Below are 16525 nucleotides of genomic sequence, written 5' to 3'. Positions count from 1 at the left end.
AGGGGTTCAGATATTCGTCACTCAAAGTAATCAATAGAAGGCCTGCAAACAGGCGAGGTACTATTTTAATGCCGTTCATGTGTTATTACTTCACTTGGTATGAAGACTTTGGCGTTCGAATTTCGTTCCCTCGCGTCAACAAACGTGTACGAAAAGCTCGTTTAGACCTGAGAAGAATACCGCAGGTCGTCATTTGAAGTGGTTCGATCACCCACGTCGACGGGTTACCGGCTGAGGTACCCGCCGTCGATAGCCAGCGTTTCACCGGTAGCAAACGATGCGTCGTCAGATGCAAGCCACAGGACAGCTTCGGCAATTTCCTCTGCTGTCCCGAGTCGCTCCATGGGATGCAGCGCTTCGACCTCAGCGTGCATCTCTTCGTCTGTTGTCACACCAACGTCCTCGAGCATTTGTGTCTCGATGTACGCAGGGCAGACTGCGTTGACCCTGATATCATCAGTTGCACGTTCCAGTGCCGCGACTTTTGTGAGGCCAACGACGCCATGTTTCGCGGCTGTGTACGCCGGTGTCTCCGCTTCACCGACTTTCCCGAGGATAGAGGACGTATTGACGATTGCGCCGCCACCGTCTTCGAGCATTACAGGAATCTCTTTGCGCATACTCCGCCAGACGCCCGATAGGTTCACGTCGATAATTGTTTGCCAGTCCTCCTCCGAGATCTCGTCGGTCGCGTCGAACGTCCCGCCGATCCCTGCATTATTGAACGCTACATCAAGGCCGCCATATTCTGACGTGGCGGTCTGAATCATCTCGTCGATGTCTGCATCTTCGGTAACATCCACCTCGACAAACGTCGCATCCCCCGAGGTCTCGTCCGCTATTGTTGTAGCAGTCTCCGTCCCACTGTCTCGATCAATGTCTGTGACAACGACGTTCGCTTCGGCTTCCCCAAATGCGATGGAAGTTGCCCGACCAATTCCCGACCCAGCACCTGTTACGACGACTGTGTCGCCAGTAAAGTCACTACTTTGTGACATAGTGACGGGTACGACTCATCTGGTGAAAACAAACCACCTTCATTCTCATGGCGTCAGAATGATAATCATTATTATATATTATCAATCCCGTGGTACACTCTTCAATATTGTTCTGCTCAGTAGGCCGCTGTAGCTACCAGACGATTCACGGTAGAACATGCTGAACCCAGCTCGCCTATGAAGAGTTCATTATCTTCCCCTATCATGGGGTATGTTACCTCTTATCAGGTTGGTGGCCTTTGTTCAGGTAGCTAAAATCCAAAATGGATTCTCATAGAAATAGTGTCAAATCACGGGCCCAGTGCTACAAAATTCAGGAGATAGAGAACGTGTATAGGTGGTGTATATAAACCAACCATCGCTTCTCAACGGGTGTTTCGATCGGCTAGCACGTATCTAACGAGCCGATCACTCCAGATCGGGTTGCTCGTTATCGCGTTGCTGTCGAAGCGTGGACTGCGCCCGCTCGACGTAGGAGTTTGACGACCAACTGCGAGCGTCACTCATCTCGGCCAAAAACTCGTCGGCAGCGTCCGGCGAGATCGTGTCGTTGCGAACCAGTGCGGTGAGGAGGATGGGCGTCGTGACGAGGCGGGTCTCGGCCAGCGAGGCGTGGACGAGCGCAAGTCGATTGAACTCGTCACAGAGCAGTTGCACGGCGTCGATATCGTTCGCCAGCGTGACCGCCGCGTTCTCGCCGTCGTCCAGCGGGAACGTCTCGTCCAGTTCGATGGAACGAGTCTCGAACGCAGAGCGACGGTCGAGAACCGCCTGTGCCGCCTCACCGGATGCGTCGTCGTAGGACGCCGTCTCGGTGAGTTCGTCGACAACCTGCTCTGGGACGACCACGGTGTATGAATCGAGGAGAAGATCGAGTGGATTCGGTGAGGTGCCCGCCACCGTCCCGAGGCTTACGAGAGCCGACGTGTCGGCGACTATCAGAACCATCTACGAGTCGGCCAGCTCCTCCGCGACCTCGTCCACGAATTCGTCGGTCAGTTGCTCTTTCAGCAGTCGGAAGTTGGCGGCCTCCTCGTGCCCGACGAGATCTTTCAGTTCCTCGAACGTGATATCGTCGTCGTAGAAGGCCTCCGCGATCTCCTGTTTCACCTCGTCGGAGTGCGCGGCGTCCCGCAAGTAGTCACGAAGCGCGGAGATGAGGATGTCCGTCCGATCCGTCTCGAACACCGCAGCGAGCGCGTCGGCCCGGTTTACCAGTCCCCTCGGTGCACGGAACTGGACGCGCTTCTTCTTGGACTCGGAGCTCATATGTGTACATTGTGAGTGCAGGAGCAAAACGCTTGCGCTCTCGTCACTACCACATCCTTCGGAGCCACCGAAACCGGACACGGTGTTTTTCACCGAGCCTGAATCGAAAGAGCAGCTACCAGACGAACATTCCGAAGACTAAACGGACTCTATACGGCTTGTATTGTCGAATTTCGAGCTATCGGCTCTCCCTTTGCTCGACCTTGTTCAGGTAGCTGAAATCCACCATAGATTCTTGTGAAAATAAGATGTATTTCGGGTTCAAGAGTGTTGATATCATCTTGGTACAGCCCTCGAAACGCAACCGTATATGAATTCTTGATAATGGTAGATATCGAGGAGTTCCTTGAGAGGAATCCAGCGAACCGACCCTATTGACAAAAACAATCCCCAGCATCTTAAGGAGTGTCAAGATTAGATTGTGGCATTGTAAAGTGTAGCGAAGGCTGTGGGCCAAGATCTGGTTGAGTGCGTTGAGCTATTGTGTGAAATTCGATGCCAGAAACACCTGGTTCGGTAGTTGAACAAGCCGAACAAGGCTTCAATCAGCGAGCGATTTCCCCACGTCTCACGTTCGTACTCATACTCTAACAGTTCGAGCGGCCAATCGTCCCAGGGGCCGCGGTCGGCCCGCACATGCGGGCGACCGTGGCAGGCTTTCAGCACCTCCTTGAAAAAAAGCGGTGCATCGAGACTTGATCGGCCGGGCGAGACATCCGCATGTAACACTTCGAGTGTGTCACAATCGACTGCCGCCCAGATATCGACCGAATTGATTGCTATTCAACAGAGCAGTATTCAGGACTCGGATTAAAAACGGATAATAAAGTAATGTAGGATTTAATGAGGATTGTATAACTATTTTTACTGTAACATACAGTTTATTACTAAGTACTCTTCCATTACAACCCGATAGAAATGCCTGATCTGTCAGCGAATTTGAAAAGCTACCTCATTATCGGAGTTATAGTATTGCTCGGTGTCGGCAGCATACCCCTGATTACTGCTGGGTTGGCGGATTCAGCAACTGGGCCGGAAGCATCTGGTTCAGTTATCAGTCAGCAGGACGAGCCGTCTCAATCAAAAGCGTCTGTAGCCGAAAATATGAATTCAGTTGGGACAGCTGTGGACCCATCCGAGTTCAACACACCAGACGGACTCGAACTAGAGGTGTACTCGGAGGCAAGTGAGTTGGGCGGACGAGACGACTTTGGGCCCGGACCGTCCCCAGGTGTTAGAGTGATGCGATTCTACGAGGGGACGTTGTACGCATCCGTTCCATTTCACTCCGACGACCGAACGGACCGGATCGTCGCGTTACCAGACGATAACGGCGATGGCTATCCAGATCGGACTGTGACCGTTCTGGAAAGTCCGGAGATCGCGGACGCGCACGGATTCGACTTCGCAAACGGAAACCTCTATCTAGTCAATCAAGATAGAACTAGTGATAAGAACAACATCGTCAGATACGAGATGGATGGACTCGAACCCGATACAGATACTCGTACCGAACTTACTGACGAGGTGCCAGATGAGGGAGGCTACTATCACTGGACTCGAACACTCGAGGTTCGAGACGACCACATTTACGTGACCGTCGGATCGAATTCCAACGTCGCAGAAGGCGATGACGAACCCGTAGGCGGGTGGTATGCACGGATGACTCGGTGTGACATCGACGGCTCTGATTGTACCAGTTACGCAGAAGGGCTCCGAAATGCAGTTGGATTTACGTTCCACGACGGGAAACTATTCGCATCTGACAACGGTCGGGATGATCTGAGTGATTCTGCGCCACCGGATGAGATCAACATCATCGAAGAGGGGAACGACTACGGGTGGCCATACTGTTACGGTGATAACGTCCCAGATCCAGCACATGACGACGAAAGTCGTTGTGAGGATACGGTCGGTACCGCTGTAAACCTCCGTGCACATACGGTTCCGCTCGGGATCGATTTCTACACCGCTGACTCGTTCCCAGAAGAGTACCAGGGAGACCTCTACGTCGCTATGCACGGGAGTTTCGATGCAGAACCGCCTCGTGGTTTCAAAGTAGTGCGCATCCCGTACGACGGCAACTCACTCGGTGAACCGACTGACTTCGTTACCGGGTGGTACGACAGCGACGGTGACGGCGATCCATACGAAAAGGGTGACGACATTATCGGTCGTCCCGCAGATGTCACCGTCGGCCCCGACGGTCATATGTACATCTCGGACGATTCGAGTGGCGTCATCTACCGCCTCCGGAGTGAGAACACCCCACCGACTGCGGAGTTTTCGGTGTCACCTTCGAGTCCCGAAACGGGTGAAGAAGTCTCGTTCGACGGAACGGATTCGACCGACTCGGACGGCAGTATCGAGTCCTACTCGTGGGATCTTGATGGCGATGGCGAAGAAGAGACCACCGGTGAAACTACGTCCTTCACGTACGCTGAGGCTGGAAGCTTTACTGCATCCCTGACTGTGACAGACGATGACGGTGTAACTAACACGACCACCAGAACCATCGATGTAGAGGAGCCCAATGTGTCACCGACAGCGGAGTTCACGGTGTCTCCATCGAATCCTGACGTTGGTGAGGAGGTGTCTTTCGATGGATCAGATTCGGCTGATTCCGACGGCAGTATCGTATCGTACTCCTGGGACTTCGACGGAGATGGGACAGAAGACGCATCAGGTGAAACGGCGACTTTCACGTACTCAACCAACGGATCGTACACTGTCTCGCTGACCGTTGTCGACGACGACGGGGCCAATGACACGATCAGTGAAACGATCACCGTGCAAGATCAGGAAGCCGACGAGCCATCCCTTGAAGATTACACCAACGAGAACAACGTCGTCGACACGAGTGGACTCCTCGACGCGATCGATGACTGGCGAAGTGCCCAGATCGATACAGCTCTGTTGCTGGATGTGATCGATGCATGGCGAACCGGGACTCCGATATCGTGACCTGAGAAATCAGGGGAATAGCATCGTTACAAGCTATTATACAACGGAATGAATATACATATGTAAAGCACTTGATGATACCAGGTAGAACGTTTGTATCATACGGATAAATGGCACCAGGAATTGTCTAGTAATACTAACTGTTGAATATGATTAGTATTAATTATACCAGGAATATAGTATATAGTGTCAGTTAAAAATATATTCTCCACATAACAATTAGAAGTGCCGATTATTATTGTTGGAGAGTTCTCCGTATGAGCAAGGAAGAAGACCCCACTGTTCGAAAATCGAGCAGCAGACAGGGTGGGACCGAATCAGCATTTGAACTTTACAGTAGCGCGCAGCCCCTTCGGGTGGTTACATGAACGAACAGCCGTTTGATCGTCGGAGATTCCTGAAAACCGGTAGTGTCGCAGTTGCGGGGAGTACACTGTTGCCAGCGACGACAGTCGCACAGGAGACAGCAAGTGAGATAGCGGACTGGAATGATCTGGACAACATCCGTGATAATCTTGGCGAGGACTACGTATTAGTCACTGATCTGGACGCAGAGTCAGACGGCTACGATGACCTCGTCGGCGACCCTGACGATGGATGGACCCCAATTGGGAACCGATCTAACCCATTCACCGGGACACTGGACGGGGATGGATACGAAATCGCAGATCTAACAATCAATCAACCAAATCAAAACTACGTCGGCCTGTTCGGAGAAACAGACGAAGCGAGGATCGTTGATCTGTCGGCGACGGACGCAGATATTACCGGTGATCAGTTTACTGGGACGTTCATCGGAGATGCAGAGCTGACCACGATGGTCGATCTGGCGACAACAGGGGAAGTACAGGGTAGTAAGATGGTTGGCGGGCTCGCAGGGAGGAGTAACAACCTTCACGAAATACGCGATTCACAGTCGTCAACGGCTGTCAGCGGGGACAACAGGGTTGGTGGCCTCGTCGGGGAATTTGCCGAGGGGGACATGATGAACGCCGCTGCGACTGGACCGGTCAGTGGCGACGACTTTGTCGGTGGACTCATCGGCCGAGGTTTTTTCGCGGCGTTCATAGAGAACTCGCATGCAACCGGGGCAGTTTCGGACGGCAGCTCCATGGGCGGCCTCGTCGGACAGGCAAGCGATATGACGATCCGTGAATCGTACGCAACTGGTGACGTAACTGGCGAGACTAGCCTCGGTGGGCTGGTTGGATCGAACGTTTTCGCTTCGGTGGAGCGATCCTACGCTACGGGCACAGTTGACGGGGACGGTAGGGTTGGAGGATTAGTCGGAGCAGTCTCAGAAGGTGGAGAGGTAGTCGATTGCTATGCATCGGGGGCAGTCAGCGGCGAGACCGCTGGTGGGGTCGTTGGTATAACTTACGTCTATGATGGCATACACACCTCGTATGCAGTCGGGTCAGTCTCCGGAACCGAAACCGCCGGCGGGCTCGTTGGAAGAGAGGATACAAGCGAGATACACGACTCGTACTGGGACGTCCCGGCAACCGGACAAACGAACGGTGACGGTGGTGGCACAATCGGGACAGTCGACGAAGACAGTGACGGCGGTGGCATGGGATTTGGGACACTCGACGAAGAGCCACCTGCCGAGGAGATGACTGGTGATGAAGCCGAAGAAAACATGGAAGGCTTCGATTTCGATGAGATGTGGGAGACGGTCGTTGATCCCGACGATTACCCCCGATTGCAGTGGCAAGCGGCAACTGAGTCACCGCTGGAACCGTACACCAACGAGAATAACGTCGTCGACACGAGTGGACTCCTCGACGCGATCAATGACTGGCGAAGTGCCCAGATCGATACAGCTCTGTTGCTGGATGTGATCGATGCATGGCGAACCGGGACTCGGATACCCTAACCTGAAAAATCAGGGTATACCATTCTTCAATATTGCAATAACCTCGAGAACAATAAAATTAACTTTCGATAATAATCTTATTCAGAGGACTACTTTCCCTATAACAATAAGGTATACTCATGAAAACATGGGTATGAGTGAGAAACATGTGCCCTTCGTTGAGACAGTAAGTCGGGGATACCTATTTTTGGAAATATTGGTGACCGTATGACTGACTATTCGTTTAATCGTCGAGAGTTGCTGAAAGCCAGCGGCATCACGGTAGCAGGAATGAGCGCATTTGCAACGCCAACTTTCGCACAATCTGAGGACGACAGCACTGAGATTACAGACTGGCACGATTTGGATGCTATCCGAGACAATCTGGACGGAGAGTACGCACTGGTGGATGATTTGGATGCAGATACACCTGGATATACCGAACACGTTGAAAATCCTGACGGTGGTTGGGAACCAATCGGTACCTCTGATCTTCGATTTGGTGGTAGATTTGATGGAAACGGACACGAAATTGCTGATCTCATCATCAATCGGCCGGACGAAAGCTACGTTGGCCTGTTCGGTGATGCGGATTTGGCAAATATAGGTAATCTATCGGTCGTGGACGCAGATATTACTGGGGATGCGATTGTTGGTGTTCTGGTTGGAGGGATGATTGGGGGGGTAAATGGAGGAAAGATAGTGAACTCAAACGCATCAGGATCTATAACTGGTAATGGCACGGTTGGCGGACTTGTAGGACGGTGTGAGTTTGGAGTTCAAGTTGAAAATTCGTCTGCGACAGTTTCCGTAACAGGTGAGGGCGGGGTTGGCGGTCTCATCGGCTCTCTCGACAATGTGATAATTAAAGATTCATTCGCGTCGGGAACGGTGAAGGGTGACAGCTCTATCGGTGGTCTCGTGGGTTATAGTTTTGATGGTAACATTTCGAATTCTTACGCAACTGGATCAGTTGAGGGTAACAATGCCGATATCGGCGGTTTGGTTGGTTTTACTGTAGGGGCAGGGGGAGAGGTAACAGATTCGTATGCAACAGGGGAAATCAGTGGTGGGAATTCAGTCGGTGGTCTCGTTGGCCAGTCGGAAGATAGCCCAATAACCAGATCATACGCCACAGGCGCAGTCAACGGTGGTAACAAAGTTGGCGGTTTAGTTGGGAATATTTGGGGATTAGGAGGTGAAGTAACAGAGTCATACGCAACAGGCCCAGTCACTGGTGAAGCCGATATTGGTGGTTTGGTAGGCGACGGTTGGGATGGGGCAAGTATAATAAAATCGTACGCAACAGGTGCAGTCAGTGGTGAGAGGCAAGTCGGTGGTCTCGCCGGCGATGGGAATCTGGAAATTTTGACAGAATGTTTTGCAGTTGGTTCGGTCGATGGAACTGAAAACGTCGGCGGCCTTTCGGGCGGCTATGCACGGGATATCTCCTCATCATACTGGGACGTCCCGGCGACCGGGCAAAGCGACAATCCGGGGGGTGGGACAGGATTTGGAACGCTCAATGACGAGCCACCGGCTGATGAGATGACTGGCGATGATGCGGAAGCGAACATGGGCGGGTTCGATTTCGATGAGACGTGGGATGTGGTCACCGACCCCGACGACTATCCGGCACTTCAGTGGCAGGAAATCGACTCTGGTGGCGATGTTGCCATTGCCGCATCGCGTCAGGCGGTTGACGGTGAACTCAGGACGACAGTCCAGTCGCCGATTACAGTCCAGGTGATGGACCCCACGGGGCCAGACTACGAATATCACTGGCGTGTCGCTGACAAACCCGCCGGGAGCGACCCGGGACTTCTCCACGGGGAAGATCACAAAGAGGTCGAGTGGGAGACTGACATTAACACGAGACGAAGAGCGCACGCAGCGTTGCGCCCGGATCAGACCGGCGAGTACGACCTCCACGTTGAGGTCTACGATGGGGCTGGCGAGCTGCTCGGTGAAGAGACGACAACCATCCACGTGAAAGAAGCCGAGTTAGCCGATTACGATGTGGACTTCGATATTGGCGATATCGACTTCGCGGACAACGAGGCAGAACTGGCACAGGAACTTGCGCCAGTATTCCACTTTCATCCGGACGAGCAGTACTTTCCCACGCGGTACGAGGCGTACGTCGAAAACTCGGATCTTCAAATTAACGCGACAGATGGTGGATATAATGACGGCACGACAATCGAACCCGACAGTGACAACGATATTGATCTCACTCTCGTAGTGTTGGGTGCCGACGAGGATTTACAAAACACGCACGGACTCTTTGAAGATGTATCGTACAATCCCAGCGATGACGATAACCGGCTCTGGCTCGGCGGTGAAGACGGCTCAGAAGAGGATTTCCGAGGTGACGAGAATATATGGTTTGGCGAAGGGTTCCAAGGCCAATACCCTCTCACAATCCATGCCAGCGTGACTAATACTATATTCGACGACGAGAGGTATCTTGCAATCACCTACTGGCACTTCTATCTCTATGACCGGAAACCGAGTTTAGCCTCTCGCCTATTCTCCCAACATCCTTCTGACACGGAGACCGTGACAATTCTTGTAAACGAAGACGGCCCACAATGGGTGGCCGCCGCTCAACATAAAAGCGGGGAGTATATGGAATGGGAGAAAGTAGTACCGGAGTCACAGTTACATATATTCCCTGCGCGTGGCGCTCACTCGTCATTCCTGGTCAACAGTGCGTTATTTGAGAGTAATATTCCTGGCCAAGAACGGTGGATTGATGAGGAAAATGACGCAACTTCAAGAATTGGGTTTTCCACGGCCTATTACGACGAGACGGCGAGTGGTAGAGAGTGGTCAAGTGAAAATTATCATCTCGTGATGTTGCCTGGTGATCAACCAGATAATCGACAAGATGAGACGAGGATTGGAGAGGCTGGATGGACATCATTTGGTGGTGATAACGACTTAGATGCAACCCCTGGATCTTCGTTGTTTAATCTGGCAGGGGTAGGAGAGTTGCCCATGCAACTCGACCGATGGGAAGACCCAGGCAACTGGATTAATGACCGGATGCTCGCCGAATGGGAGGGTGAGCAAACCGCTTGGACCGGGTCCAATGTTATGGATGCGGATATAGATAATGTGCGGGTTGACATGATCGAAGACTCGGTTAACGATGGACAATTTGTAATCGACGTTGACAACGAAGGCATGAAACCGCATTCCTTCTTTGTTCGCGCTGAAGTCATGTTACCCAATTCTGATACCCCTATCCTTACTGAAACAAATGAAAACCAATCGGAGGAGTTCTCGGGGGAACCTATCGCCTACAAAGACTCAGGTGCTATTGGAATTCCGTTTGAAGATGTCGATCAACCCAAACGGGAGTACGAGGTCCAATTCCGGCTGTTCGGTTATGATCCTGATATTTTGGAACAGTTATATTCCGACGTCCAGTTCCGTGAACGAGATATCTTAGACGATGAAACAAGGAAAACAACCCTGGAGAGCGCCTCAGGACCAGTTTTTGAGGCAATTAGTATTGGTTTCAGTATCGGTGATACGACATGAGCGATATGAATGCAGATGTAACCGTACAGCCAGGCGATACCGTTGAGGCGACGATGACCGTGGCCAATCCCGAAGACGAATCGATGACATATGCCATCAGAAGTGCTCTCCACCCTCCGGACGGTGGCAGGCGATACCGGGCTGGCGAATCATCTCAGCAGACGGTCGAAGTTGATCCCGGGGAGACACAGGAGGTCGAGTTGGTGTTGGTGGTTGACAAGACCTACCCGGAGGGTGAGTACGATCTTATACTGGAAGCGGGCGTGGGCAAACCGGGTGACGAATTCACGCTCATCCATGATCGGCATACCGCACCCGAAACGGTCGAAGTGGTGAAACCGACCGGCGAGTTGGGTGTCACGACGACGCCGTCCGAGGCGTCAATCAGCGTCGATGGGGAGGTGGTGGGTGAATCGCCACTGACGACCGAGTTGCCAATCGGAAACTACACAGTTGTCGCTAACCGACTGGATTACGAAGCGGTCTCCGGGTTCGTTGAAATCAGCGAAAACGAGACTTCGACGCTCTCACTCGATTTAACTGATCCCGAGCCACCGTTCTTCGATATCACTTCGTTCGTGGTTCCCGATAACGTTGAGGAAGGCGAGGAGTTCGTAATCGAAGTTGGCGTCACTAACGTCGGTGACGAACCGGGCGAGCAATCGGTGACCGTCACAGCCGATACCGGAATCGAGTTCGAGGAAACGAGTAATACAATCGAGGTAACTGGAGCGGACTCAGAACGCATCAGGGTTCGGGCTACCCCAACAACCGCAGGTGAGCGCGAACTCACTGCTCGTACTGACGATGACGAGGAGACGCGTACAATCTCGGTGGCAAGCGACCAGGAGGAGCGGACAGTCGGCGATTACACGAACAGCGAGGGCATCGTTGACACAGATGGCCTCCGCGCTGCGGTTAGCGACTGGCAGGCCGGCGACATCGACACCGACCTGCTCCGGGAAGTGGTCGCTGCCTGGCAATCCGGCGAGCCAATCGAATAACGAGATAGCGGAAATGGCAGTCGGTTCATGTTCCCGAGAGCGTAGAGCCATGTTCAGGGGTTGCTCGTTCTCACGGTTCTATTGGGGACCGTCTGACCGGTAGTTGGGACCGGTGCATCGGCAGAATCCAATCGAAACGTCGCACAGTCAGAACTGGCACTTGGCGAGTTTATATTCGTTACTGTCAGCACGGATGTTGGTGCGATGACAGCTCTGGACTCGACGTTATCTTGGGGGATATTGACACCGACACCGTCTCTGTCGCCTACGAAGTGACCGTCACGGAGAACACCACTTGGACGACGTCCACAATTCCTGAGACAAGAACGAGAGCCGAGCGACGTGAGGTCGATAAAAATAACGCCGGTGCTGTGACGATTGATTCTGCGGAGAGCGATGGAAAGACTGTACATCCGGCACAGTTGGCGAGGGTGGGGTGAGCGAGTCGAAAGTTGACGAGAACGGCAACTCTAAAGAAACCGTCAGCGTAACTCAAGGCGTCGCTCTCGTGCTAACAGTCGTCTTCTTGTGTGTCACTTTACTCTGAAATTGCGACAGATCTGAACCTCAAAGTGATGGAATTTTACATGATACGGTGTGTCTCCTGTCTCAATGGCCTGATATACCGATGTAACCCGATGATGTGTGGCGATACGGTAGACAATGCCAGAGATTGTCGCGTCGTATTATCTAACTGTGAAGCCATTTGTAATAGTATTGTACTGTCGGTTAGTCTGTTAATTGTTTTATATCAACCACTGTTCTGCGGGGACGACAACCGATGTTTGCGAATCGATCAATACATCTCGAAGTAGATGCCTCAAAAATAGGAATCAGAGCAAGCTTGAGAACAGAGGGACGAGTTGAAACTGTCTCAAGACCGTATCGGTCTCTCAGTTGGCAGGAGGCAACAGATGACTGAGCACCCATTTGACCGGCGAACGTTTTTGAAAACCAGTGGGATCACATTGACCGGCACAACTGTACTGACGGAGAGTACCGTCGCTCAAGACTCGTCCGGTGGTGATCTAATTTGGGAGTTCAGAACTGATCGGGTGCGCTCGTCACCGACGGTGGTGGATGGCACCGTCTTCATCGGGAGTGGCGGCATCTTCGTCGGGGAAAGTAACAACGTGTACGCGCTGGATGTGGGCGACGGGAGCGAACAGTGGCGCTTCGAAACCGGCTCTGGGGTCGAATCGTCACCGACAGTGGTGGATGGCACCGTCTTCGTCGGGAGTTACGACGACAACGTGTACGCAATAGACGCAGGCGACGGCACCGAACAATGGCGTTTCGGAACCGGCGGACTGGTTGAATCGTCGCCGACGGTGGTTGATGGCACCGTCTTCGTCGGGAGTACTGACGATAATGTGTACGCGCTGGATGCAGACACTGGCGACGAACAGTGGCGCCTCAAAACCGGCGCAGAAGTACGCTCGTCACCGACGGTGGTGGATGGCACCGTCTTCGTCGGGAGTGAAGACTCCAACGTGTATGCGCTAGATGCAGGCGACGGAAGCGAACAGTGGCGCTTCGAAACCGGTTTTTTACTTGATTCATCGCCGACGGTGGTGGACAACACCGTCTTCGTCGGGAGTCAGGATGGTAACATGTACGCGCTAGATCCGGGTGACGGGAGCGAACAGTGGCGCTTCGGAACAGGCGGACCGGTCTACTCGTCGCCGACAGTGTTGGACAGTACCGTCTTCGTCGGGAGTCAGGATGGTAATATGTACGCGCTAAATGCGGATGACGGGAGCGAACAGTGGCGCTTCGGACTCGGCGGACTGGTTGAATCGTCGCCGACAGTGGTGGATGACCTTGTCTTCGTTGGGAGTTACGACGAAAACGTGTACGCGCTGGATGCGGGCGACGGAAGCGAACAGTGGCGCTTTGAAACCGGCGCAGAAGTGAGCTCGTCACCGACAGTGTTGGATGGCACCGTCTTCGTTGGGAGTGAAGACGGTAACGTGTACGCACTGGATGCGGGCGTTGAAGGCTCTAGCGAGGACTCTCGTGTATTGCTCGGCACGCTCGGACATACCGACACTTTCGCTGAACAGGGTCCGACGGAACCGGGCGTTCCCGAAAATCCCGATGCCAAGTTTACCATCGCTCCCGAAGACCCCAGTATCAACCAACCGATTACCTTCGATGCGTCGGCATCAGAAGCATCCGGCGGAATCGAAGAGTATCGCTGGGATTTCACTGTTGAGGGAGACACTGATGCGACTGGCGAAGTCGTCGAGATCGTGTTTGACGAACAGAACGAGTATCAAGTGACCCTCACTGTCGTCGATTCGGATGGAAGAGAAGCTGAAACAACGCAAACAGTCGAAGTTGGTATTAATGACTTCGAAGCAGCCGTGAAGTCGAAACGCAGAGTTGCAGAGGATATCGATGACGTAGCGCTTTATCTCTCGGAACTAGAGGACGTGAATTCGGTTCTCTCAGGACTGCGGGAATCGCTCTACGGCGGTGAACTCGACACTGATATCACAGAAGGTGCCACCACACGACTCAGACTTGGCGAGGAAATCTCACGGAATCTGTTGATCAATACCAGCGACGAGAGCGCTATAGAAGGTGCAGAAGATGAGAATATTGCTGTTGATACGACAAGGTTCTCGATTGATTTGGGTGTCTCGCTTGCGTTGAGCCAGCTCGCACTCGTCGATGTTGTCGCGGACTCCCGATTTGGATACCTTATTCCGAACTCGGATATTCTTCGTAAAAAACTGGAGTTTGGGATTGAGGAACTCGTTAGCTACACATTCTCCCAAGCGTTACAGAGTGAAGCCCTGTCAGAGATCAATTCTATTGTTCAGGAGGGATATAATCGAATTATTGATGATGAATTCGATAACTTCGAGAACTTTTTTGCCTTCATCTCGGATAGCGTCTCGGCGACTGTCGCAAACCTCACTATCATGCAGACCATCGAAACAGGAGGAGGATTCGTCCCCCGAAGTGGACCCGAGTTTGCCCTCATTGATGCGTTTGCTAATGTTGAGAGCAGCTTAGGCTACCTCAACAACGAGCTGAAAGCCGAATCTCTCGTCGATGAGGGCCTCGATGGAACGAGGGAGGGTGTGGTAGATGCACACGATGATGCTGAGGAGTTACTTAATCAAATAGCCTCAACGACGGATACGTTCCTTTCTGAGCTGAACGAAAGAATAGATATACCAGGGATTCTCAAGGATGCCTTCGATCTCATTGATGGAATTCTCAATGGCGATCCCATTTCAACGGTGGATGCCGTAACCCTCGTCTCTGTGGGTCTCTTGCCAAACGCATCCTTGGCTACGACTGTCGTTCAGAAAATTGGAAAACATGTTGGCGAATTCTCAATCCGTCTTATGATGACGACTCACGCCTGGGGAATCGCTGGCATCCAACGGGGTGATCCAATATCACTTGCAGATATCAATACGCTTGTACCTGATGTTGATAGCGTACTGGAAGATCTTGATCCGACTGAGAGCCGATGGGGTGATTTCGCATGAGCTCCTCGCCCGAGACTCTTTTAGAAACACTTTCTGTCGAGTTGTCGAACGAGGAGTTTGAATCGGCGCGTGCAACGGTGGCAGATCTAGAGGAGGAATACGAAAATCGTCGCGGAGAGGAGGTTGAACGACTCCAGCAGTCACAGGCGCTGTATCTTGATGTTAACCAAGAGGGTGTATCGCTAGAGGAGGCCTCAGAGCTGAACGAAATTTCCGGGCTCGGCGGTGGTACACAGTTCCTTCGGGCGGTGTTGCTAACAGTTGCAACTACATTAGTTGAAGCACATGAAGAACTAGCAACTGAAGGAAGGCTTGCTGAGGTGACTGATGTCGCCCAGGCTGCTATTGATGAACTGTCGGAATCGGAAAATAGACTCGAAGAACAAACCCCCTCAACGCAAGAAATATTAGACAAGTCCACGATACCGCCGTCAGTAAACATCACTATCGACTCCATTGAGCAAAGTCCACTGACACCGAGCGAGGAGACGACACTGACAACCACGGTTATGAACACCGGCGATACCCAAGCGGAGGGCGTTTCCGTAGAAATTAGCTCAACTGATGGCCTCGATGTCAGTCCCAGAGAAACTCCTGTAGGGTCGTTGAAAGGTGGTAACTCTGTTGGGCTGAACTTCGAGATATCCGCTTTGGAACCAGGAGGACAATCGATCGAAATCGAAGCCACATCAGATAATGCTGGGTCTGATGTCGCCACAAGAGTTGTTACTGTCACTCCACCAGAAGCGACTTCAGTCGAGGACTATACGAATGAGGAGGGAGTTGTCGACACCGACGGCCTCCGCGCTGCGGTTGGCGACTGGCAGGCCGGCGACATCGACACCGACCTGCTCCGGGAAGTCGTCACCGCCTGGCAATCTGGTGAACCAGTCGGATGACAAAAAAGTATAGTTGATATATCCGCTATTACTTATTTCGGCTCTGTAGTTTCAGTATACGGCAGTTGATTTCATGGATATCGGACGCTTCGACGGAGGTTGTAGACGGTCGCTTTGAGGATCATTTCGCGGAATTCAAGCCACCAACTTCGCGCACGCACGGCAGCGCCGAGCGTGCGCTTGATGCTTTAGAAGACGGTTTCAGACATGGATCGCTGGTGTTACCGATCACTGTCCATGCGGGCGTTGTGAGCGTGATCGAGTGAGTTGAATAGACGATGCTTAATCAGCGGGCGGATGCCGTTTTGACGGAGTTCATCACGGAAGGCTTTTGCATCGTATCCTTTGTCAGCAGCGAGGCTTCGCAGGTCGCCCGCGTTTCGGCGGGCGACCTGCGGGCCGATCTTGGCGTCGTGTTTCTTTGAGGTGGTCGAGTGGATGTCGGTGATGTACAGCGTTTCGACATCCA

9 protein-coding genes and 1 pseudogene are annotated in these 16525 nt (G+C 52.6%); 6 read left to right on the top strand and 4 right to left on the bottom strand.

The window, feature by feature from the left end:
- Positions 1 to 224: 224 nt before the first annotated feature.
- The 3 genes from EOW68_RS04890 to EOW68_RS04880 all read right to left on the bottom strand — a co-directional run bounded on the left by EOW68_RS04890 (position 225) and on the right by EOW68_RS04880 (position 2267).
- Positions 225 to 998 (bottom strand): glucose 1-dehydrogenase, encoded by a 774-nt coding sequence (locus EOW68_RS04890; protein ID WP_128224044.1) that lies wholly within the window; start codon positions 996 to 998, stop codon positions 225 to 227.
- A 408-nt stretch (positions 999 to 1406) separates the two neighbouring features.
- Entirely contained in the window at positions 1407 to 1946 is a 540-nt protein-coding gene (locus tag EOW68_RS04885) for a PIN domain-containing protein (protein ID WP_128224043.1), read from the bottom strand.
- Positions 1947 to 2267, bottom strand: coding sequence for a hypothetical protein (locus EOW68_RS04880; RefSeq protein ID WP_431358748.1), 321 nt, complete (start codon positions 2265 to 2267; stop codon positions 1947 to 1949).
- 1242 nt (positions 2268 to 3509) lie between these two features.
- Here EOW68_RS04880 and EOW68_RS04875 point away from each other — a divergent pair.
- From EOW68_RS04875 to EOW68_RS04845, 6 genes are all read left to right on the top strand, one after another.
- Complete coding sequence (locus EOW68_RS04875) at positions 3510 to 5231, top strand: PKD domain-containing protein (RefSeq protein ID WP_431358747.1); 1722 nt, start codon at positions 3510 to 3512, stop codon at positions 5229 to 5231.
- A 364-nt stretch (positions 5232 to 5595) separates the two neighbouring features.
- Complete coding sequence (locus EOW68_RS04870) at positions 5596 to 7110, top strand: GLUG motif-containing protein (RefSeq protein WP_128224041.1); 1515 nt, start codon at positions 5596 to 5598, stop codon at positions 7108 to 7110.
- 207 nt (positions 7111 to 7317) lie between these two features.
- On the top strand, positions 7318 to 10641 hold the full coding sequence (locus EOW68_RS04860) for a GLUG motif-containing protein (protein ID WP_128224039.1): 3324 nt from the start codon (positions 7318 to 7320) through the stop codon (positions 10639 to 10641).
- Positions 10638 to 11645 (top strand): PEGA domain-containing protein, encoded by a 1008-nt coding sequence (locus EOW68_RS04855; protein WP_128224038.1) that lies wholly within the window; start codon positions 10638 to 10640, stop codon positions 11643 to 11645. The genes EOW68_RS04860 and EOW68_RS04855 overlap by 4 nt, the downstream gene beginning before the upstream one ends.
- A 914-nt stretch (positions 11646 to 12559) precedes the next feature.
- Positions 12560 to 15157, top strand: a complete 2598-nt coding sequence (locus tag EOW68_RS04850; protein WP_152035116.1) for an outer membrane protein assembly factor BamB family protein — start codon at positions 12560 to 12562, stop codon at positions 15155 to 15157.
- A complete protein-coding gene (locus EOW68_RS04845) occupies positions 15154 to 16056 on the top strand; it encodes a COG1361 family protein (RefSeq protein ID WP_128224036.1) in 903 nt (300 codons plus the stop codon). Before EOW68_RS04850 ends, EOW68_RS04845 begins: the two co-directional genes overlap by 4 nt.
- Before the next feature lie 71 nt (positions 16057 to 16127).
- Here EOW68_RS04845 and EOW68_RS04840 read toward each other — a convergent pair.
- Positions 16128 to 16525: pseudogene (locus EOW68_RS04840) on the bottom strand (transposase); the annotation flags it as partial.

This window comes from Halovenus amylolytica (assembly GCA_004015825.1).
GTDB lineage: Archaea > Halobacteriota > Halobacteria > Halobacteriales > Haloarculaceae > Halovenus > Halovenus amylolytica.
The sequence above is the reverse complement of the archived record's forward strand: the minus strand, read 5'-3'. Positions and strand labels throughout refer to the sequence as shown.